Source organism: [Erwinia] mediterraneensis (genome assembly GCF_900604315.1).
Lineage (GTDB): Bacteria > Pseudomonadota > Gammaproteobacteria > Enterobacterales > Enterobacteriaceae > Pantoea > Pantoea mediterraneensis_A.
Genome location: NZ_LR026978.1, coordinates 1,654,693 through 1,675,041 on the forward strand (window position 1 = coordinate 1,654,693; position 20,349 = coordinate 1,675,041).

A 20,349-nucleotide genomic window follows, 5' to 3' on the forward strand; every position below is an offset into this window, starting at 1 on the left:
GGCGGCGGTCTGATCGCGTTTCATGGATCGCAATGCCAGGGAAACAGGCGGCGCTTTTTCCGCCCTGGCCCGGGGGCAGGAAACCCCTGTCTGCTGCCGGGCGCAGTGAATCGGCCAAAAATATCTCCCTCCTGAGATATACTTACAGCGCATTTTCCTGTCTGATATCCGGGACTTCGGCATGGAGAGTACCTTGCGCATCAGTCGTTCTCTTACGATAAAGCAGATGGCCGCTGTCTCAGCGGTGGCGCTGATCACGATTTGTATCTTTATCGTTATTCAGCTATTCCATTTTGTGCAGCAGCACAGGGCAGACTATGCCCGGCAGATGGAAACCATCGCGCACACCGTGCGCCAGCCTTTGTCCGAGGCGGTGCTGAAAGCGGATATCCCCGAGGCGGAAGCGATTCTCTACGGGCTGCAGCCGGCCGGTATTCTTTCCCGTGCCGACGTGGTGCTGCCCAACGCTTTTCAGGCGCTGCATGCCGATTTTGTGGCAGAGAAACCGGTGCCGCTGCTGGTGTCCCGCCTGTTTGAATTGCCGGTACAAATCACGCTGCCGCTCTACTCAGTGGAGCACCGGGGATTGCCGAAACCGCTGGCCTATCTGGTGCTGCAGGCAGACTCCTGGCGCGTTTATCAGTTCATTCTCAGCACCTTATCCACCCTGATCATCACTTATTTGTTGCTGGCCCTGGTGCTCTCCGTCGCTATCAGCTGGTGCATCAACCGGTTGATTGTGCACCCGTTGCGCGGGATTTCCCGTGAGCTGCAGGAACTGCCGCCGCAGGCGGTGCTGACCCACAAGCTGACGCTGCCGCGGGGGCATCGTGATGACGAGATTGGCATCCTGATCCGCAGCTACAACCGTAACCAGCAGGTGCTGGAAGCCGTGCACGATGAGATGAGCCGCTTAACCACGCACTACGTCGTGACCGACTTACCAAACCGCACGCTGTTTCTGGCGCTGCTGGAGCAGTACAGCGCCCATTATCCAAAAGCGTTTGGCGTGATGGTGGTGCGTATTGAAACCCTGCAGGAGGCCAATGGCGTACTCAGTAACGAGCAGCGCGATACCCTGATGCTGACGCTGGTCGAGAAAATCCGACACACCATTGATGACCAGACGCTGCTGGCGCAACTGGGGCCGAGTGATTTCGCGCTGCTGCTGAAGCGCGCCCATAACCCGTTCCGGGCCATTCGTCTGGCTCGCAACCTGATGATTCGCCTCAACCAGCCGGTCAACCTTTATCAGCTGCAGCTGCGGCCTAACGTCAGCATCGGGATTGCACTGCATGAGGGGGCGCTGTCCTCCCCCAATGAACCGCTGGAGCGGGCCATATCAGCGATGATGTCGGCGCGTCATCAGGGTAAAAACCAGATTCTGTTCTTTGATCCGCAGCTGACCGAACGGGCGCAGAAACGCCTGACGCAGGAGCACGATATCTTACAGGGCCTGCAGGAGGAGAAATTCGTCCTGTTTTTACAGCCGCAAATCAATATGAAAACCGGCGCGCTGGCAGGAGCAGAGGCGCTGCTGCGCATGCGCCAGCCTGACGGCAGCTATGGGCTTTCGGAAGAGTTTATTGCCAGCGCGGAAGAGGTAGGGGTGATCTCTGCTATTGGTCGCTGGGTGCTTGAGGAGGCGTGCCGTATCCTGGCGGGCTGGCAGAAACGCGGGATCACACTGCCGCTGAGCGTCAACATTTCCGCCGTTCAGCTACGCGACAACAGTATGGTGACGCATCTGCAGGGGCTGCTGGAGCGCCATCGTATTCTGCCGGGCAGCTTTGTGCTGGAGCTAACCGAAACCACCGAGATTGGCGATGCTGAGCAGGCGATAGCGCTGTTACGGGCATTGCAGCAGGCAGGGGTTGCGGTCGCGCTGGATGATTTCGGCATGGGCTATTCCAATCTGAACGCCCTTCATCAGTTGAAAGCGCTGCCGGTAAACAAGCTGAAGATGGATCGTAGCTTTGTGGCTGCTCTGCCGGATGATGACACTATGGTGCGCATAGTGGCGGCGATCGCGGAAATTATTGATCTGGATGTGATTGCCGAAGGGGTGGAGACCGAAGCGCAGCGTGACTGGCTGCTGGCGCGCGGCATCTCTATCGGCCAGGGCTATCTGTATGCAGAAGCGCTGCCTGCTGCAACCTTTAATGAGCGCTGGCTTCTGACCTCAGAACAAGCGCACAATTAACAGCTTTTCTGACAGCGTTTCAGCTTTTGACTGAAGCGTTTCAGTTCATATTTGCACGGAGAGAGACGCGCTAATCAGGACCAGATAGTAGGCATAAAGTTAACAGAGTGTTATTTTTTTCCCTCACCTGGAAACGTCTGATATAACCCCGACAGGGAAGGGTCATAATGATGATGTTGACATCATCACTGCTCCTGTCGTTAGTGGACACCTTTTATGAAAATCTCGCTGTTTAAAAGCCTCTATTTGCAGGTCTTGCTGGCTATTGGCATTGGCGTTCTGCTGGGCCATTTTTATCCTGAACTCGGCACGCAGATGAAGCCGCTGGGCGATGGCTTCGTCAAACTGATTAAAATGATTATTGCCCCGGTGATCTTCTGTACGGTGGTGACCGGCATTGCGGGCATGGAAAGCATGAAAGCGGTAGGGCGCACCGGTGCGGTTGCACTGCTCTATTTCGAAATTGTCAGTACCATCGCGTTGATTATTGGTCTGGTGGTGGTGAACGTAGTGCAACCGGGCGCCGGAATGAACGTAGATCCTGCCACGCTGGATGCCAGAGCAGTAGCGGTATATGCCCAGCAGGCGGAACAGCAGGGAGTGGTGGCGTTTCTACTGGATGTGATTCCCGGCAGCGTGATTGGCGCTTTCGCCAGCGGCAATATTCTGCAGGTGCTGCTGTTCGCGATTCTGTTCGGCTTTGCCCTGCATCGCCTTGGCAGTGCCGGTACCTTAATCTTTAACGTGATTGAAAGCTTCTCCCGGGTGATTTTCGGCATTATCAATATGATTATGCGTCTGGCACCGCTCGGGGCTTTCGGTGCGATGGCGTTCACCATCGGTAAATATGGGGTGGGATCGCTGGTACAGCTGGGTCAGCTGATTCTCTGCTTCTATCTCACCTGTATCCTGTTTGTGGTGGTAGTGCTGGGTCTGATCGCGCGCATTACCGGCTTCAACATCTTTAAGTTTGTTGCCTATATCAAAGAGGAACTGCTGATTGTGTTAGGCACGTCGTCTTCAGAGTCGGCGCTGCCGCGTATGCTGGATAAGATGGAGCGCCTCGGCTGCAAAAAATCGGTGGTGGGTCTGGTGATCCCGACCGGTTACTCCTTCAACCTGGATGGCACCTCAATTTATCTCACCATGGCGGCGGTGTTTATCGCGCAGGCCACCAATGCGCATATGGATATTTTCCATCAGATCACGCTGCTGGTGGTGCTGTTGCTCTCTTCCAAAGGGGCGGCAGGGGTCACTGGCAGCGGCTTTATTGTGCTGGCCGCCACCCTCTCTGCCGTGGGGCATCTGCCAGTGGCAGGTCTGGCGCTGATCCTCGGTATCGACCGTTTTATGTCGGAAGCGCGTGCGCTGACAAACCTGGTCGGTAACGGCGTGGCCACCATCGTAGTGGCAAAACGTGTTGGTCAACTGGACGAAAAACAGCTGAAGCGGACCTTATCAGGCGCTAAAAATCAGCCACAAACGTCAGAAAGTCCGCTCTGAAGCAGAAATTTTACCAATTTCCGCGCAAATGCCCGCTGTTGCTTGCCCTGACAGCGGGCATTTGGATAATAGCCCCCACTTATTTTTTACATGGTTTTTCACTTCGTTGCGCGACATCCTGGCCTTCCCGTGGTCAAAGAGTCTGTTGTTGAAAAAACGTAGCGGCCTGATGCCACGGCAACCGCACGCAACAATGGCAAGCAAGTGCCAGTGATAACGACATTTTGATCTGTTTTAGTAGGGGTTCACATGCAGGGCACCAGAATTCGGCTTTTGGTTGGCGGGTTAGTGTTAGCCGCAGCCAGTCAGGCATTGCAGGCTGAAACACTCCAACCCGATCCAGCCTGGCAACAGGGAAAACTGGATAATGGCTTCAGCTGGCAGGTGCTCACTACGCCGCAGCGTCCCAGCGATCGCATTGAATTACGTCTGATTGTCGATACCGGTTCGCTGGTGGAGACCACGCAACAAACAGGGTTCAGCCATCTGCTACCACGCATGGCGCTGGTGCATAATGTCGCGCTTAATACCAACCAACAGCGCGCGCTCTGGCAACAGGCGATGGATCCACGCCATCCGCTGCCGCCCGCCATCTCTTCCTATAATTTCACCCAATATAACCTCAGTCTGCCAAACAACCGCCCGGAACTGCTGAAAGAAGCGCTGGCCTGGCTGGCGGCTACCGCCGGTAAAATGACCATTAATGAGCAGGTGGTGAATACTGCGCTGGCGGCGTCTGATCCTATTACCACCTGGCCTGTTAATACCCAGGATGTCTGGTGGCGCTATCGCCTGCAAGGTTCTGCGCTGCTGGCGCATGACCCCGCTGAACCGCCTCAGACGCCGATTGATATCGCACAGCTCAACGCCTTCTATCGTCAGTGGTATACCCCGGATGCGATGCGACTTTATGTGGTGGGCAATGTTGAAAGCCGCAGCCTGGCAGAACAGATTAACCGCGCCTTCTCCCCGCTGGAGGGAAAGCGTGAGACGCCTGCACCGCTGCCCACGCTCTCGCCGCTGCCCCATCAGCCGGTGAACCTGGTGAACAGCGCGCTGCGCCAGGATCGCCTGTCGCTGGTATGGGATACGCCATGGCAACCCATCCGCGATTCACAAAATTTGCAGCGCTACTGGCAGAGCGATCTGGCGCGCGAAGCCCTGTTCTGGCATGTGCAGCGCGCGCTGAGCAACAATAAAGCGCAGGGCGTGCAGGTCGGCTTTGATTGTCGGGTGATTTATCAGCGCGCCCAGTGCGCCATTAACCTCGATGCCCGCAACGATTCGCTGGCGCAAAACATGAATCTGGTGGCACGCGAACTGGCCGCGGTGCGCGACAAAGGGTTGCCGCAGGAGGAGTTCGATGCGCTGATGGCGCAAAAGCTGCTGGAGCTGAACAAACTGTTTACTACCTATGCGCGCACCGATACGGACGTATTAATCAGCCAGCGTCTGCGCTCACAGCAAAACTCGGTGGTGGATATCGCGCCGGAGCAGTATCAGACCCTGCGTCGCGCTTTTCTTGCGGGCTTCACGCTGGAGCAGTTGAATCAGGAACTGCGCCAGCAACTGACGCAGGAGTTGACCATGGTGCTGCTGCAGCCGGAAGGTGAGGCGGAAACCAATGTTAAAGCGCTGCAGGCCAGCTGGGATAAAGTGATGGCGCCTCCCGCCGCGCAAGGCGGCGCTGAGGAAGCCGCGCCGGAGAGTAGCACCAGTGAGGCGTCACCGCCCGCCTCCTCATAGCGATGGGGATCAGGTTTTGGCTCGCAGCCATTCTGTGACCAGCATCGGCCAGCTGGCCAGCGGCAAATCTGCCAGGCCACGGATGCCAAATCCGTGGCCGCCTTTCTGATAAAAATGCAGCTCGGCCGGGACTTTATGTTCACGCAGGGCGCTGAAAAAAACCATGCTGTTGTTGACAGAGACCGTTTCATCATCGACGGCATGGATCAGCAGCGTGGGCGGCGTCTGGGCATGAACGCGCGTTTCCAGCGAGTAGGCCTCCAGGATTTTCTGATCGGGCCAGGCTCCCAGCAGACGGGTCCGTGAACCTTCATGCGCCAGGCCATCGCGCATGCTGATGACCGGATAGAGCAGCACCATCGCATCAGGGCGTGGCGACTGGTTATCCGCCGTATCCTGAACCGGATAAATTTTTTCCGCAAAACGCGTGCCCAGGCTGGCCGCCACATGGCCGCCAGCGGAGAAGCCCATCATCACAATGTATTTTCCGTTGAGACCTTGCTGAGCGCGTTCACGCAGGACGCGTACTGCACGTTGCGCATCCGCCAGCGGCGCATCCGGACCTTCGTGATGGCCATCGTAAGGCAGACGGTAGGTCATCACCGCCAGGGTGTAGCCCATTGCGGTAAAAAAGGTGGAGAGCGCGCTGCCTTCCCGATCGATCATCACGCGTTGATAACCGCCGCCTGGCGCCACCAGCAATGTGATGCCGTTGGACTCTTCCGGGTGCCAGATGGCCATTTCCGGACAGCGTACACCGGTCGCTGCACGATCGTAAGGTTCATACTCTTTGGCGATATCAACAATCTGCGGCTGTGCGTGTGAATCGCTGGCACCCGGTGCATCACCGTTGGGCCAGATATTAATAATTTCACTATGCATAAATGTTCCTGAAGCGAAGCGTATCGTTCTGATGGGGGGCGCGACCGTTCATTACCGGACAGCACCCTGCTGCGATTGGGTAAAACATGGTCTTTTTTTGCGCTATCGTCCAGCCAAAACAGCAGGGGAAAAGGGAGTTTCAGACTATGCCTGGGGGACGAGCAGGGAGATAAAAAGCTTTTAAATCATTCAGTAAGCGCAAAAGCCATTCAGAACTCTTTATGCGGGAGTAGTGGTGTCAGGCTTTTCTTCAGAGTAAAAGACAGTGATTAAGGTAAACGAGAGAAATATTGTGCCGCGCTAACGCAAATAAAGGGGTTTATGGCATTTGTTCGCTTCAGGAAAATTTATTCTGGCGGTGTAAATTGCCCTGTGCCGCCAGAAGAAGAGAGGGGCCCGTAACGCCGGGGCGCCCTCGCGGCAAACAGACGGTCAATGCCGGGTCAGTTTCTTAATTCTTCAAACGACACCATCACATGCTGTTGATAGGCGGGACGCTGCGTCAGGCGATCGTAATAGCGGCGCAACGCGGGCAGCTCTGCACGTTTAAAATCAAGGTTGTAGTAACGGTAAAGCAGCGAGCCCAGATGAATATCGGCCAGCGTCAGATCGTCACCCACCAGCCAGTGATGCTGACTCAGGCGATCTTCGGCAATTTTCAGCAGTCGGGTGAGCTCTGTAACAGCAGTATCCAGCGCCGCCGGATCGCGTTCCGCCGCAGGTAAACGCACCAGCGGCCAGAAAATCGGTTTCGAAAAGGCGGGGATCACCGAGACTTTGACCCATTCGGCCCACATGTCGATCAGCGTGCGCGCCTCCAGCGCTGATGGCCAGAACGGGCCTTCGGCATAGCGGTTCGCCAGATAACGCAGAATAGCGCCCGCTTCGAACAGCGCAGGGCCATTGTTGTCACGCAGGACCGGCACCAGGCCGTTTGGGTTCATGGCCAGAAACTCGGGCGTATCGTTGCCGCCATATTTATGTCCCACATCGTAACGCTCATGCGGCAGTTCCAGTTCACCAATGCACCACATGACGGCCTGCACATTGGAAGATGTTTTCCGACCCCAGACTTTTAACATAACGATGCTCCTGATTAATCACCTTGTTTGACAGCATGGAAGAGATGGAGATGCAAAAATCCCTGCGGTGCGCAGGGCATCGCAATCAGTTGGGCATCGCGCTGCGTGGAATAATGGCGCCACGATGCTGGATAACGGTACTGGCGATCAAATGTCCCTGGCGCGCCGCATCCGCTGGCGTGCCGCCGCTCAGACGCTGCGCCAGATAACCTGCGCTGAAGGCATCGCCGGCCGCCGTGGTGTCGATGATCCTCTCTGCAGGCAGCTCGCAGGCTGGCACCTCAAGCCGCGTATCCTCACCCAACGCTATCAGGCAGGATTCCGCGCCACGCTTGATAACAATCTCCTGCACGCCCGCTGCGCGCGTACGGGCAATCACCGCCTCCACAGGCTGTTCTCCCCACAGCAGATGTTCATCATCCAGGGTTAAGAACACCATATCAGTGCAGGCGAGCATCGCCTGGTAAGCCTGCTGCGCGGTGGCTTTATCAGACCACAGGCGCGCACGGTAATTATTATCGAAGATGACCTTGCCGCCGTTCGCCCGGCACGTCTGCAGCAGTTGCAGAAGTTTCTCCCGGCTGGCCGCTGGCAGTATCGCCAGACTGATACCGCTGAGGTACAGATAGTCATACTGCGCCAGCTGCTGGCAGAGAATGGCGGCTTGCGGGCCGTCGAGCCAGTAACGTGCCGCCGCATCGCTGCGCCAGTACCAGAAGCTGCGTTCGCCCTGATCATCGGTTTCAATAATATACAGGCCGGGCATTTTGTTCTCCAGCCGCTGAGTCAACCGGGTATGCACCTGCTCCTGCTGCCAGGCAGCAATCATCTGATCGCTGAAACTGTCGGTGCCCAGTGCGGTAACGTAGTCAACGCTCAGCTGCGCGGTATCCACCAGGCGGGCAAGATAGACGGCGGTATTCAGCGTATCACCACCAAAACCGCGTTTTATACTTTCGCCTTTTTCAGACAGTTCAATCATACATTCGCCGATCACAGCGATTTTTTTCTGCGTCATGGTCTTTGGCCTGTCAGAGATTGAACAGTTAGTCTCGCGTCATAACAACGCAGCGTCAATAGTTTTTAAAACGCTGTTTTAATTTTAGTTAAAGTATGAAAACATTACGTTATCAGGATGATATAGCGGCGAAACCGGGCTTATTTGTTCGATTGCTCACCCGTCACGTTGTTAAACTCAACACTCTTTTGTGGCCTGGTGGCAGATAACGTTATCCGCAGGATAACCGATACTGACTGCTGTGATGTTTTTTTTGCAGGCACTCATCTCTGTTCAGGACTAAACCCTAGTGATGCAGAATATTTGTCATCGGCTACCATCTTCAACTGACCTCAAGCAACCCCCGCTTTTCTGGCAGCAATGCCAGCGCTTTTATACCTTTCAGCCCATCTATCAGACATCAGGCCGTTTGCTGGCGATTGAGCTGCTGACAGCTGTTTCACGCCCCTGTGCGCCGGAAAAAAAACTGTCTCCTGAAACCTATTTCGCCGCGCTGGAGATCCCGCAGCGTCTCTGCTTGATCGAGGAGCAGCTGGCTTTACTGGCGCAGTGGGCAGATTTCTTTCACCACAGCGATGTCGTGGCCTCGGTCAATATTGACGGCCCGACGCTACTGGCTATTCAGCACCATCTTCCCCTGCGGAGACTGATTTCCCAACTGCCGTGGGTACGCTTTGAACTGACGGAGCATCATATCCTGCCGCAGAAGGAGATTGTGGCGCAGATGCCGGAGCTGGGGCCGCTGTGGCTGGATGATTTTGGATCCGGAATGGCGAATTTCTCTGCCCTGACCGAGCTGAAATATGACTACATCAAGATTTCACGCGATCTCTTTATTCTGCTGCGCAACAGCGCGGAAGGACGCACCCTGTTCAGCATGCTGCTGGCGTTGATCAATCGTTACTGTAACGGTGTCATTGTCGAAGGGGTAGAGACTGAAGAAGAATGGCTGCAGGTCTGCCATTCACCGGCCGTCGCGGCGCAGGGCTACTTCTTTTCCCGTCCGCTTCCCTTTTCACAACTTTCTTCACTGGCGTTACAGCTGTCCTGATGTTGTTCTGTTTCGGCTCGTCTATCTTTATCAGAGACGATATCAGGGCAAGGAGTCAGAGTGATGTCACGCACGGGAAAAGTGATTAGCTGGATTATCGGGATTTTTTTGTTGCTGGTTGTGGTGCTGGTTGTGGTGATTGCTACCTTCGACTGGAATCGCCTGAAGCCAACCATCAACCAGAAAGTCTCGGCTGAACTGAATCGACCTTTTGCTATTCGCGGCGATCTGGGCGTCGTCTGGGAGCGTCAGCGCGATGAACCCGGCTGGCGCAGCTGGGTCCCCTGGCCGCATCTGCATGCGGAAGATATCATGCTGGGCAACCCGCCCGACATTCCTGAAGTGACAATGGTGCATCTGCAGCGCGCCGAAGCGACGCTGGCCCCGCTGGCTCTGCTGCATAAAGAAGTGTTCATTCCCTGGATCAAGCTGCAGCAGCCGGATGCGCGCCTGATTCAGACGGCCGACAGGAAAAATAACTGGACATTTAACCTCGCCAACAACGACGAAAAAGATTCTGCCGCACCGCCTTCCGCCTGGTCTTTCCGCCTCGACAATATTCTGTTTGATGAAGGAAAAATCCTTTATCGCGATGCGGTCAACAAGGCTGACGTCACTGTCAGGGTGAATTCACTGGGTAAAGCGGTCTCCTTTGCGCAGATTGCGGGCGGTGATGAGAAGCAACAAGGTGCCGGTGATTTTGTCTTTGGCTGGCGGGCGAACGGTAAATATCAGAATGAGCAGTTTGATGGCGAAGGTAAAATCGGCGGCATGCTCTCACTGCGCAGCGAGGAGACGCCTTTTCCCATTCAGGCGGACGTCCGCAACGGCACAACGCGTGTGCAGGTCAGCGGGACTCTCCGGGATCCGCTGAATATGGGGGGACTGGATGTTCGCCTGCGCTTTTCCGGCGATACGCTGGCGAATCTCTACGGTCTGACCGGCGTACTGTTGCCTGATACGCCGCCGTACGCCACGGACGGGCATCTGACCGCCCGCTTTAATGACAAAAAGGGCTCCGTGTACCGCTATCAGGATTTTAACGGCCATATTGGCGACAGCGATATTCACGGCTCGCTGACTTATACCCAGAGCGAGCCGCGCCCGAAGCTGAGCGGTGAGCTGACGTCACGTCAGCTGCGTATGGCGGATCTTGGCCCGCTGATTGGCGTCGATTCCGGTAAGGGCAGTGAAAAGACAGCGCAGGCAAAAGCGCAGCGCGGCGAGAAGTCGAGCCAGCCTGCCGGCAAAGTACTGCCGCATGACAGGTTTGATACCAAAAACTGGGATGTGATGGATGCGGACGTGAAGTTCAGCGGCAAACGTATTGAACACAGCAATTCTCTGCCGCTCAGCGATCTGTATACCCATCTGGTGTTAAAAAAAGGCGATCTTCTACTCGACCCGCTGCGTTTTGGCATGGCGGGCGGCAGCATCAATTCCACTATCCGGCTGGAGGGCGACCGCACGCCGATGCGTGGTCGTGCTGATATTCATGCCCGCAGATTGCAGTTGCGTCAGCTGTTTCCCGACGTGGAAGAGATGCGGAGCAGCCTGGGGCAGCTGAATGGCGATGCGTCGCTGCGCGGCACCGGCAACAGCGTGGCCGATTTGCTGGCGACCAGCGACGGTCAGCTGAAGCTGCTGATGAATAACGGCGTGATCAGCCGTAACCTGATGGAAATCGCCGGGCTGAATGTCGGTAACTATGTGGTGGGCAAGCTGTTTGGCGACGAGCAGGTGCAGATTAACTGCGCCGCGTCCGATATCACCCTGCGTCAGGGCGTTGCCACGCCGCGCCTGTTTGTTTTTGATACGGAAAATGCGGTGATTAACATCACTGGCAACACCAACTTTGCCAGCGAACGCCTTGATCTCTCTATCAATCCGGAGAGCAAGGGGGTGCGTATTATTACGCTGCGCTCTCCACTCTACGTGCGCGGCACCTTTAAAAATCCTGATGCCGGGGTGAAAACCGGGCCATTACTGGCACGAGGCGCGGCGGCAGTGGCGTTGGGCACTGTGGTCGCTCCGGCAGCGGCGCTGCTGGCGCTGATCTCGCCAAGCGACAACGAAGAGAATCAGTGCAGCGCGGTGCTGCAACAGATGAAAAGCCAGAAATAATCAGTTGCGCCACAGCACCTTGATAATGTGGTAACCAAAGGCGGTTTTCACCGGTCCCCAGGGTTTCAGAAGCGGACAGGAGAAGACCGCCTTATCAAATGCCGGCACCATCTGTCCCCGGCGGAATTCGCCTAAATCACCGCCGTTGCGTCCCGACGGGCAGGTGGAGTGCTTCTTCGCCAGCTGCTGAAAGCTGGCTCCTTTTTCCAGCTGCGCCAGCAGCTTTTGTGCTAACGCTTCCTCTTTCACCAGGATATGTAAAGCCGCTGCGGTTTTCGCCATGTTCATCTCTCTCTCGTGTATACTGGCCGCCCATTATTTCATCCCTGCCCATTTTTACTGAGCGATTTCTGTTATGCGTTTAAACCCCAGCCAACAACGTGCCGTCGAATTTGTTACCGGTCCCTGTCTGGTGCTGGCGGGCGCAGGATCGGGTAAAACGCGCGTTATTACCAATAAAATCGCCCACCTGATCCGTGAGTGTGGCTATCAGGCGCGCCACATCGCCGCTGTGACCTTTACCAATAAAGCCTCGCGTGAGATGAAAGAGCGTGTTGCACAGACGCTGGGTCGCAAAGAGACGCGCGGCCTGATGATCTCGACCTTCCATACGCTGGGTCTGGAGATCATTAAGCGCGAATATGCCGCGCTGGGCATGAAGTCCAGTTTTTCCCTGTTCGACGATCAGGATCAGCTGGCCCTGCTGAAAGAGCTGACGAAGCAGTGGCTTGAAGAAGATAAAGCGCTGTTACAGCAGCTGATCTCTACCATTTCCAACTGGAAAAACGACCTGGTGGATCCGGCGCGCGCCGCCGCGCTGGCACGTTCGGAACGCGATAATATCTTCGCGCACTGTTATGCGCTTTATGATCAACATCTCAAGGCGTGTAACGTCCTCGACTTTGACGATTTGATTTTGTTGCCGACGCTGCTGCTGCAACGTAATCCTGAAGTGCGGGAGCGCTGGCAGCAGCGCATCCGCTATCTGCTGGTGGATGAGTATCAGGATACCAACACCAGTCAGTATGAGCTGGTCAAGCTGCTGGTGGGCACGCGCGCGCGCTTTACCGTGGTGGGTGATGACGATCAGTCTATCTATTCCTGGCGCGGCGCGCGCCCGCAGAATCTGGTGCTGCTGAAAGAGGATTTCCCGGCGCTGGAAGTAATCAAGCTGGAACAGAATTACCGCTCCTCACAGCGGATTCTGAAAGCGGCGAATATCCTGATCGCCAATAACCCGCACGTGTTTGAAAAGCGCCTGTTTTCTGAACTGGGTATGGGCAGCGAACTGAAGGTGCTGACCGCTAACCATGAGGATCATGAAGCGGAACGCGTGACGGGGGAGCTGATCGCCCATCACTTTATCAACAAGACACAGTATAAAGATTACGCCATTCTTTATCGCGGCAATCATCAGTCACGCGTCTTTGAAAAGCTGTTGATGCAGAACCGGATCCCCTACCGGATCTCCGGCGGCACCTCGTTCTTTTCTCGTCCGGAGATCAAAGATTTGCTGGCTTATCTGCGTGTCTTAACCAACCCCGACGATGACAGCGCTTTTCTGCGTATTGTGAATACGCCGCGACGCGAAATTGGCCCGGCTACCCTGCAAAAGCTGGGAGAGTGGGCGAATCAGCGTAACAAGAGCCTGTTCAGCGCCAGCTTCGATCTCGGCCTGGCGCAAACCTTAACCGGGCGGGGGCTGGAAAACCTGCAGCGTTTTACGCGCTGGCTGGAGGAGATTATCCGCTTAACCGAGCGCGAGCCGGTGGCTGCGGTACGCGACCTGATCCGCGGCATCGACTATGAGAGCTGGCTGTTTGAAACCTCCACCAGCCCCAAAGCGGCCGAAATGCGCATGAAGAACGTCAATACGCTGTTTCAGTGGATGTCCGAAATGCTGGAAGGCAGCGATATTGATGAACCGATGACGCTGGCGCAGGTGGTCACGCGCTTTACCCTGCGCGACATGATGGAGCGCGGCGAAAGCGAGGAAGATCTTGATCAGGTGCAGCTGATGACGCTGCATGCCTCAAAAGGGCTGGAGTTCCCCTATGTGTTTCTCGTCGGCATGGAAGAGGGATTGTTGCCGCATCAGAGCAGCATTGATGAGAACAATATTGAGGAAGAGCGTCGCCTGGCCTATGTTGGCATCACGCGCGCGCAGAAAGAGCTGACGTTTACCCTTTGCCGCGAGCGTCGTCAGTATGGCGAACTGGTGCGCCCCGAGCCGAGCCGTTTTCTGCTTGAGCTGCCGCAGGACGATGTGGTCTGGGAAACCGAACGCAAAGTAGTCAGCGCGGAAGAGCGCATGAAAACCGGCCAGAGCCGCGTTGCCGGTCTGCGTGCAATGCTGGATAAAGCGAAAAAAGGCTGACGACGAAGTCAGCCCGGGCGGCAGCGCCAGGCGCCGCCGGTTTGCTCAGGATATCGCCAGCAGCCAGTGGATATAGGACTGATAGCGGCTCTCCTGCTCCAGCAATTCTGCGCGCAGCGGATGCGCCTCCAGCCAGCCGGAGGGCAACGTCAGATGTAGTTCATCCTCACGCGCCTGTAGCCTGACAGCCGGTAAGGTGTCATCACGACGGCGGCTGGAAAAGATAATCGCCAGCCGCAGCAGACGACACAGACGCTCAGCCTGGCGTGGCAACACGGCGTTTTGTTGCGACAGCAAGGCGAGATCAATATTGCCGCTCTGGTTTTGTAACAGGCAGGCCAGCAGTTTTCGCTGAGCAGGGGTGAAGCCAGGGAGATCAAGATGACGAACAAGGTAAGCGGCGTGTTGCGGCGCATGACGGAAATCAACGCTCAAACCAATCTCGTGGATTGAGCAGGCGCTCATCAGCAGGTCATGACAGCGCTGATCCAGCTTCCAGGCATTATTTACCTGCCGGTAAAAGCTTTCCGCCAGCTGGCGCACGCGCCCGGCCTGTTCGATATCAATGGTAAAACGGCGTTGAACATTTACCAGGGTACGGCTACGGATATCACGATCCACCGGTAAATGCAGCATGCCGTATACCAGGCCCTCGCGCAACGCGCCGCCAGCCAGCGTCATGCTTTCGATACCCAGCTCCTGGAAAATAGCGATCAGAATGGAAAGGCCGCTGGGGAAAACCAGCGCGCGTTCCAGCGTCAGCCCTTCAATTTCCAGCTCTTCCAGCTTACCGCACTGAATGGCACGCTGCTTAAGCTGCTGTAGCTTATTCAGGGTAATGCGCTCATCCATCCCTTGCGCCACCATAATCTCCTGCAGCGCCTGTACCGTTCCCGAGGCGCCTACGCAGATCTGCCAGCCCTGTTCATGCAGCGGTGCGGCAACCGGACGAATCATGGCGCGTGCCGCCTGCTCCGCCTGGGCAAAATTCTCTTTCGCCAGGTGGCGATCGCTGAAGTAGCGCTCCAGCCAGGTCACGCAGCCCATTGACAGGCTGAAGAGGGCCGTCGCGTGCGAACCTTCGCCGGTCACCAGCTCGGTACTGCCGCCGCCAATATCCACCACCAGGCGCTTATCGGGACCGCCGGTAGTATGAGAAACACCCTGATAAATCAGGCGTGCTTCTTCTTCACCGCTGATGACGTTGATGTGGCAGCCCAGGATCTGCTCTGCCTGGTTTAAAAATTCTTGCGCGTTTTCAGCCAGGCGCAGCGTAGCGGTCGCCACGACCCGGATCTGCTCAGCGGGGATATCCTGCAGCTGTTCGGAAAAAAGTTTGAGGCATTGCCAGCCGCGCGCCATCGCTTCTGCTGAGAGTTGATTCTCTTTACCCAGTCCGGCAGCCAGCCGTACCTTGCGCTTGATGCGCGTCACGGTCTGGATCGAGCCAGAGACTTCGCGCACCACCAACATATGAAAGCTGTTAGAACCTAAATCAATCGCAGCATAAAGTGACGATGCGCTTAGCATGGTGAGCTTAACCCGAACGTTTACGGTTGTGGTTGCGTGGTGCGCCACTGCGGCGGTTGGCGTTATTACCACGGCGTGGGGCATTGCCGGAACGGCTACGCGCCAGACGTTTAGGCGGCGGCAGGTCGTCAAGCAGGGCATCACTGTTGTATTTGCTTACCGGAATGCTGTGACCAATATATTCTTCAATTGCCGGCAGGTTAAGCGCGTACTCTTCACAGGCGAGGCTGATAGAGCATCCGCTGGCACCCGCGCGACCGGTACGGCCAATGCGGTGCACGTAATCTTCGCAATCGTCTGGCAGATCGTAGTTAAAGACATGCGTCACGGCAGGAATATGCAGGCCGCGCGCCGCCACATCGGTCGCCACCAGAATATCGACGTCGCCTTTGGTAAAGTCGTCGAGAATGCGCAGGCGTTTTTTCTGCGCCACATCGCCGGTCAGCAGGCCAACGCGGTGTCCATCGGCGGCCAGATGACCCCAGATATCTTCGCAGCGGTGCTTGGTATTGGCAAAAATAATGGCGCGATCCGGCCACTCTTCTTCCAGCAGGGTTTGCAGCAGGCGCATCTTCTCTTCATTCGAAGGATAAAACAGCTCTTCTTTGATGCGATGCCCGGTTTTCTGCTCTGGCTCGACTTCCACATACTCTGCATTGTTCATGTGCTCAAACGCGAGTTCGCGCACACGGTAAGAGAGCGTCGCAGAGAAGAGCATGCTGAGCCGTTGCGTCACAGGCGGCATACGGCGGAACAGCCAGCGAATATCTTTAATAAAGCCCAGATCGAACATGCGATCGGCTTCGTCCAGTACCACGACCTGAATGGCACCCAGATTAATGTGATTTTGTTTTGCGTAATCGATCAGGCGGCCTGTGGTGCCCACCAGAATATCGACACCCTGTTCCAGCACTTTCAGCTGTTTGTCGTAGCCGTCGCCGCCATAAGCCAGGCCCAGTTTCAGGCCGGTAGCCTGCGTCAGGGGCTCAGCATCCGCGTGGATCTGCACCGCCAGTTCGCGGGTTGGCGCCATGATTAACGCGCGTGGCTGGTTAACCTGACGGCCCTCCACGGGCTTGTGAGTAAGAAGATGATGAAACGTTGACGTCAGAAACGCCATCGTTTTCCCGGTACCGGTTTGCGCCTGACCTGCAACATCACGCCCGGAAAGCGTAAAAGGTAATGCGAGCGCCTGAATCGGCGTGCAGTTATGGAAACCTTTTTTATCAAGGGCTTCCACTACCTGGGGGTGCAGGGCGAAGTCGGAAAACTTCTGTTCAGTTAAGTGTGTTTTGCTCATAGTGTGGTAGAATATCAGCTTATTATCGCTTTACGAAAGCGTATCCGATGAAATAAAGTCAAGCTACGTTGGTATATTTTACGCCAATTCGCCAGGCATAATCTTGTGGAGTAAAACATGAGCAGCGATAAAATCGTTCACCTGACCGATGACAGTTTCGACACCGACGTTCTGCAAGCAGAGGGTGTCACGCTGGTAGATTTCTGGGCTGAATGGTGTGGTCCTTGCAAAATGATCGCCCCGATTCTTGATGAAGTCGCAGAAGAGTACGACGGTAAGCTCACTATCGCCAAGCTGAACATTGACGATAACCCGGGCACTGCACCGAAGTATGGCATTCGCGGTATCCCGACGCTGCTGCTGTTCAAAAACGGTGAAGTGGCTGCAACCAAAGTGGGCGCCCTGTCCAAAGGTCAGCTCAAAGAGTTCCTGAACGCTAACCTGGGCTAAGCCCGGAGCCGGAAGGCTGCGGTGGCGAAATTTCTTTCCACCGCTATATTTAAAGACTTCCAGGCTGCCACAAGGCAGCGGCAGCCTGGGAGAGCAAGTCAAAGCGTGATACCCGATGCGTTCAGGTTGCCGCAAGGCAGACGCCGGAAACAGGAAGGGTATGGACGGCAGGGTTCAGGCGTGCTAGATTACTTTCACTGCTTTACGCACTTACCTTGTAGTTAGAATCTAAAGATTTCCTTTGTTGAACGTCGGCACACTGTATCGTAACGGCAGTTTGACAACCTGACGGTTAGCATCAATTTCGGCCTGACGTTTCTACCGTCTCTGCGCATCCTGGCGCCATCCCTGACGACCATTGTCGAGACGAGTAAAAAACTGAGCCATTAACAGGCATGGAATTTTTGCCATACCATTCACGACAAACATTTCGAGAATTACCCCGAGTTTAAGAACCCATCACTATGAATCTTACCGAATTAAAGAACACGCCGGTTTCTGAGCTGATTACTCTCGGCGAAAATATGGGACAGGAAAACCTGGCGCGCATGCGCAAACAGGACATTATTTTCGCCATTTTGAAGCAGCATGCGAAAAGTGGCGAGGACATCTTCGGTGATGGTGTGCTGGAGATACTGCAGGATGGCTTTGGTTTCCTCCGCTCCGCAGACAGCTCCTACCTCGCCGGTCCTGACGACATCTACGTTTCTCCCAGCCAAATCCGCCGCTTCAATCTCCGCACCGGTGACACCATCTCTGGCAAAATCCGTCCGCCGAAAGAGGGCGAGCGTTACTTTGCGCTGCTGAAAGTCAATGAGGTTAACTACGACAAGCCGGAAAACGCGCGTAGTAAGATTCTGTTCGAAAACCTTACGCCATTGCATGCCAACTCACGTTTGCGCATGGAAAGGGGTAATGGCTCTACAGAAGATCTCACCGCTCGCGTACTGGATCTGGCTTCGCCGATTGGTCGCGGTCAGCGTGGCCTGATTGTTGCGCCGCCGAAAGCGGGTAAGACGATGCTGCTGCAGAACATCGCGCAAAGCATTGCCTATAATCATCCTGACTGCGTGTTGATGGTTCTGCTGATCGATGAGCGTCCGGAAGAAGTGACCGAAATGCAGCGTCTGGTGAAAGGCGAAGTGGTGGCATCAACCTTTGATGAACCTGCTTCTCGTCACGTACAGGTCGCTGAAATGGTGATTGAAAAGGCGAAGCGTCTGGTTGAGCACAAAAAAGACGTCATTATTCTGCTCGACTCCATTACCCGTCTGGCGCGTGCCTACAACACCGTGGTACCGGCTTCCGGTAAAGTGTTGACCGGTGGTGTGGATGCCAACGCCCTGCATCGTCCGAAACGTTTCTTCGGTGCGGCGCGTAACGTGGAAGAGGGCGGCAGTCTGACCATTATCGCCACCGCGCTGATCGACACCGGTTCGAAGATGGACGAAGTAATTTACGAAGAGTTTAAAGGCACCGGTAACATGGAGCTGCACCTCGCCCGTAAAATCGCGGAAAAACGCGTCTTCCCGGCTATCGACTACAACCGCTCCGGTACCCGTAAAGAAGAGCTGCTCACTTCCCAGGAAGAACTGCAAAAGATGTGGATCCTGCGTAAGATTATTCATCCGATGGGTGAGATCGACGCAATGGAGTTCCTCATCAACAAACTGGCAATGACCAAAACCAATGACGAATTCTTCGACATGATGAAACGTTCCTGATTCAGATTTGACGCGAGTAGAGTTTCTGCCCGATTTCTTCTGAATCCGCCTGGAATTTGCCCCGACGCCACGTCCCGACGTGGCGTTTTTCATTTATGAGCTATAGGATTACCCCTGACGGGAGATTTATAAAGACTGTGGTAACGATGCCTGAGCGTGGTGCTGCGCATCGGATAAACAGAATTCGGAATCTGGATGAACGGCAAAACTCTTATTTTTGCTTATAGTATCCATGTTTTAGCTGAGAGCGTTTAACGTGAATTTACTCACTATAAGTACCGAGCTTGGATTAACTTTTTTATTTACTCTGGTTTTCCTTTTTTTTGCTCGCAAGGTAGCGATAAAAATCGGGTTGGTTGATACGCCCAATTTGCGTAAACGTCATCAGGGTGCGATTCCACTGGTTGGCGGTATCTCGGTATTCGCCGGTATCTGTTTCACCTTTGCCATCACGAATTACTATCTTCCGCACGGCCTGCTCTATCTGTTATGCGCCGGAGTGCTGGTGCTGGTCGGCGCACTGGACGATCGTTTCGATATCAGCGTGAAATTTCGCGCCATGGTGCAGGCGGTCGTGGCGGTGGTGATGATGGTCGGAGCCAAGCTCTATCTGCTCAGCCTGGGCTATATTATCGGTCCGGTAGAACTGGTGGTGGGCCCCTTTGGCTATGTGCTCACGCTGTTTGCCGTCTGGGCGGCGATTAACGCCTTTAATATGGTGGACGGCATTGATGGCCTGCTCGGTGGGCTTTCCTGTGTCACCTTTGGCGCGATGGGCATCATTCTCTATTTCGATGGGCAGCTAAGTCTGGCGATGTGGTGCTTCGCGCTGATTGCCGCCACGCTGCCTTATATCATGCTTAACCTCGGCTTTTTCGGGCGCCGCTATAAAGTCTTTATGGGCGATGCCGGCAGCACCATGATCGGTTTCAGCATCATCTGGATATTACTGGAAACCACGCAAGGTCTGAGTCATCCCATTACCCCCGTCACAGCGCTCTGGCTGATCGCTATCCCGCTGATGGATATGGTGGCGATCATGTATCGTCGTCTGCGCAAGGGGATGAGCCCCTTCTCTGCTGATCGTCAGCATATTCATCATCTGATTATGCGTGCCGGTTTCACCTCTCGTCAGGCCTTTATGCTGATTACCCTGGCCGCCGCCCTGCTGGCCGGTATCGGAGTGCTGGGCGAATATCTGGCGTTTATCCCTGAATGGGTCATGCTACTGCTGTTTCTGTGCGCCTTTATGCTCTATGGCTACTGCATCAAGCATGCATGGCGCATCGCGCGTTTAATCAGGCGTACCAAACGTCGTCTGCAGCACCGCAGAGAAGCCAGAAAATTACCCAGATAAGT

15 protein-coding genes are annotated in these 20,349 nt (G+C 55.3%); 9 read left to right on the top strand and 6 right to left on the bottom strand.

What is annotated here, in order from left to right; translation table 11 throughout:
* The first annotated feature begins 193 nt into the window (after positions 1-193).
* The 3 genes from hmsP (at position 194) to E0E17_RS07780 (ending at position 5,452) form a co-directional block, all read left to right on the top strand.
* The gene (hmsP, locus tag E0E17_RS07765; protein ID WP_207302081.1) at positions 194-2,203 is read left to right on the top strand and encodes a biofilm formation regulator HmsP; all 2,010 of its coding nucleotides are present in this window, start codon (positions 194-196) and stop codon (positions 2,201-2,203) included.
* Between the two features lie 216 nt (positions 2,204-2,419).
* Positions 2,420-3,706, top strand: a complete 1,287-nt coding sequence (locus E0E17_RS07770) for a dicarboxylate/amino acid:cation symporter (protein ID WP_165446214.1) — start codon at positions 2,420-2,422, stop codon at positions 3,704-3,706.
* A 249-nt stretch (positions 3,707-3,955) separates the two neighbouring features.
* Positions 3,956-5,452 (top strand): M16 family metallopeptidase, encoded by a 1,497-nt coding sequence (locus E0E17_RS07780; protein WP_130833107.1) that lies wholly within the window; start codon positions 3,956-3,958, stop codon positions 5,450-5,452.
* Between the two features lie 9 nt (positions 5,453-5,461).
* Here the strand turns inward: E0E17_RS07780 and E0E17_RS07785 are convergent, their stop codons facing one another.
* From E0E17_RS07785 to kdgK, 3 genes are all read right to left on the bottom strand, one after another.
* Positions 5,462-6,334 carry an alpha/beta hydrolase gene (locus tag E0E17_RS07785; RefSeq protein ID WP_130833109.1) on the bottom strand — a complete coding sequence of 291 codons (873 nt, stop codon included), beginning with the start codon at positions 6,332-6,334 and terminating at the stop codon, positions 5,462-5,464.
* A gap of 443 nt (positions 6,335-6,777) precedes the next feature.
* Complete coding sequence (locus E0E17_RS07790) at positions 6,778-7,416, bottom strand: glutathione S-transferase family protein (protein WP_130833111.1); 639 nt, start codon at positions 7,414-7,416, stop codon at positions 6,778-6,780.
* An 85-nt stretch (positions 7,417-7,501) separates the two neighbouring features.
* On the bottom strand, positions 7,502-8,434 hold the full coding sequence (gene kdgK / locus E0E17_RS07795; RefSeq protein WP_130833113.1) for a 2-dehydro-3-deoxygluconokinase: 933 nt from the start codon (positions 8,432-8,434) through the stop codon (positions 7,502-7,504).
* Between the two features lie 292 nt (positions 8,435-8,726).
* Here kdgK and pdeH point away from each other — a divergent pair, with 292 nt between their 5' ends.
* Both pdeH and E0E17_RS07805 read left to right on the top strand, forming a co-directional pair.
* Positions 8,727-9,485: a cyclic-guanylate-specific phosphodiesterase gene (gene pdeH, locus E0E17_RS07800; RefSeq protein WP_130835495.1), complete on the top strand. Its 759-nt coding sequence runs from the start codon at positions 8,727-8,729 to the stop codon at positions 9,483-9,485.
* A gap of 63 nt (positions 9,486-9,548) precedes the next feature.
* On the top strand, positions 9,549-11,609 hold the full coding sequence (locus E0E17_RS07805; RefSeq protein WP_130833115.1) for an AsmA family protein: 2,061 nt from the start codon (positions 9,549-9,551) through the stop codon (positions 11,607-11,609).
* Here E0E17_RS07805 and ppiC read toward each other — a convergent pair whose 3' ends face one another.
* Complete coding sequence (gene ppiC, locus E0E17_RS07810) at positions 11,610-11,891, bottom strand: peptidylprolyl isomerase PpiC (RefSeq protein WP_130835496.1); 282 nt, start codon at positions 11,889-11,891, stop codon at positions 11,610-11,612.
* Positions 11,892-11,964: 73 nt separating this feature from the next.
* On the opposite strand from ppiC, the gene rep reads away from it, so the two are divergent.
* The gene (rep, locus tag E0E17_RS07815; protein ID WP_130833117.1) at positions 11,965-13,986 is read left to right on the top strand and encodes a DNA helicase Rep; all 2,022 of its coding nucleotides are present in this window, start codon (positions 11,965-11,967) and stop codon (positions 13,984-13,986) included.
* A gap of 45 nt (positions 13,987-14,031) precedes the next feature.
* On the opposite strand, the gene gppA is transcribed toward rep, so the two are convergent.
* Entirely contained in the window at positions 14,032-15,516 is a 1,485-nt protein-coding gene (gppA, locus tag E0E17_RS07820; protein WP_130833119.1) for a guanosine-5'-triphosphate,3'-diphosphate diphosphatase, read from the bottom strand.
* Positions 15,517-15,523: 7 nt separating this feature from the next.
* A complete protein-coding gene (gene rhlB, locus E0E17_RS07825; protein WP_130833121.1) occupies positions 15,524-16,816 on the bottom strand; it encodes an ATP-dependent RNA helicase RhlB in 1,293 nt (430 codons plus the stop codon).
* Positions 16,817-16,933: 117 nt separating this feature from the next.
* On the opposite strand from rhlB, the gene trxA reads away from it, so the two are divergent.
* From trxA to wecA, 3 genes are all read left to right on the top strand, one after another.
* The gene (gene trxA, locus E0E17_RS07830; RefSeq protein WP_130833123.1) at positions 16,934-17,266 is read left to right on the top strand and encodes a thioredoxin TrxA; all 333 of its coding nucleotides are present in this window, start codon (positions 16,934-16,936) and stop codon (positions 17,264-17,266) included.
* Between the two features lie 464 nt (positions 17,267-17,730).
* Positions 17,731-18,990 carry a transcription termination factor Rho gene (gene rho / locus E0E17_RS07835; RefSeq protein ID WP_130833125.1) on the top strand — a complete coding sequence of 420 codons (1,260 nt, stop codon included), beginning with the start codon at positions 17,731-17,733 and terminating at the stop codon, positions 18,988-18,990.
* A 271-nt stretch (positions 18,991-19,261) separates the two neighbouring features.
* On the top strand, positions 19,262-20,347 hold the full coding sequence (gene wecA, locus E0E17_RS07840; protein ID WP_130835497.1) for a UDP-N-acetylglucosamine--undecaprenyl-phosphate N-acetylglucosaminephosphotransferase: 1,086 nt from the start codon (positions 19,262-19,264) through the stop codon (positions 20,345-20,347).
* Positions 20,348-20,349: the final 2 nt, after the last annotated feature.

What these genes read in the sequence shown, in the direction of transcription:
- E0E17_RS07805 (WP_130833115.1), top strand. Translation starts at nt 9,549, where the DNA reads ATGTCACGCACGGGAAAAGTGATTAGCTGGATTATCGGGATTTTTTTG.
- rho (WP_130833125.1), top strand. Translation starts at nt 17,731, where the DNA reads ATGAATCTTACCGAATTAAAGAACACGCCGGTTTCTGAGCTGATTACT.
- ppiC (WP_130835496.1), bottom strand. Translation starts at nt 11,891, where the DNA reads ATGGCGAAAACCGCAGCGGCTTTACATATCCTGGTGAAAGAGGAAGCG.
- pdeH (WP_130835495.1), top strand. Translation starts at nt 8,727, where the DNA reads ATGCAGAATATTTGTCATCGGCTACCATCTTCAACTGACCTCAAGCAA.
- E0E17_RS07790 (WP_130833111.1), bottom strand. Translation starts at nt 7,416, where the DNA reads ATGTTAAAAGTCTGGGGTCGGAAAACATCTTCCAATGTGCAGGCCGTC.
- E0E17_RS07785 (WP_130833109.1), bottom strand. Translation starts at nt 6,334, where the DNA reads ATGCATAGTGAAATTATTAATATCTGGCCCAACGGTGATGCACCGGGT.
- trxA (WP_130833123.1), top strand. Translation starts at nt 16,934, where the DNA reads ATGAGCAGCGATAAAATCGTTCACCTGACCGATGACAGTTTCGACACC.
- rep (WP_130833117.1), top strand. Translation starts at nt 11,965, where the DNA reads ATGCGTTTAAACCCCAGCCAACAACGTGCCGTCGAATTTGTTACCGGT.
- rhlB (WP_130833121.1), bottom strand. Translation starts at nt 16,816, where the DNA reads ATGAGCAAAACACACTTAACTGAACAGAAGTTTTCCGACTTCGCCCTG.
- kdgK (WP_130833113.1), bottom strand. Translation starts at nt 8,434, where the DNA reads ATGACGCAGAAAAAAATCGCTGTGATCGGCGAATGTATGATTGAACTG.
- gppA (WP_130833119.1), bottom strand. Translation starts at nt 15,516, where the DNA reads ATGCTAAGCGCATCGTCACTTTATGCTGCGATTGATTTAGGTTCTAAC.
- E0E17_RS07780 (WP_130833107.1), top strand. Translation starts at nt 3,956, where the DNA reads ATGCAGGGCACCAGAATTCGGCTTTTGGTTGGCGGGTTAGTGTTAGCC.
- E0E17_RS07770 (WP_165446214.1), top strand. Translation starts at nt 2,420, where the DNA reads ATGAAAATCTCGCTGTTTAAAAGCCTCTATTTGCAGGTCTTGCTGGCT.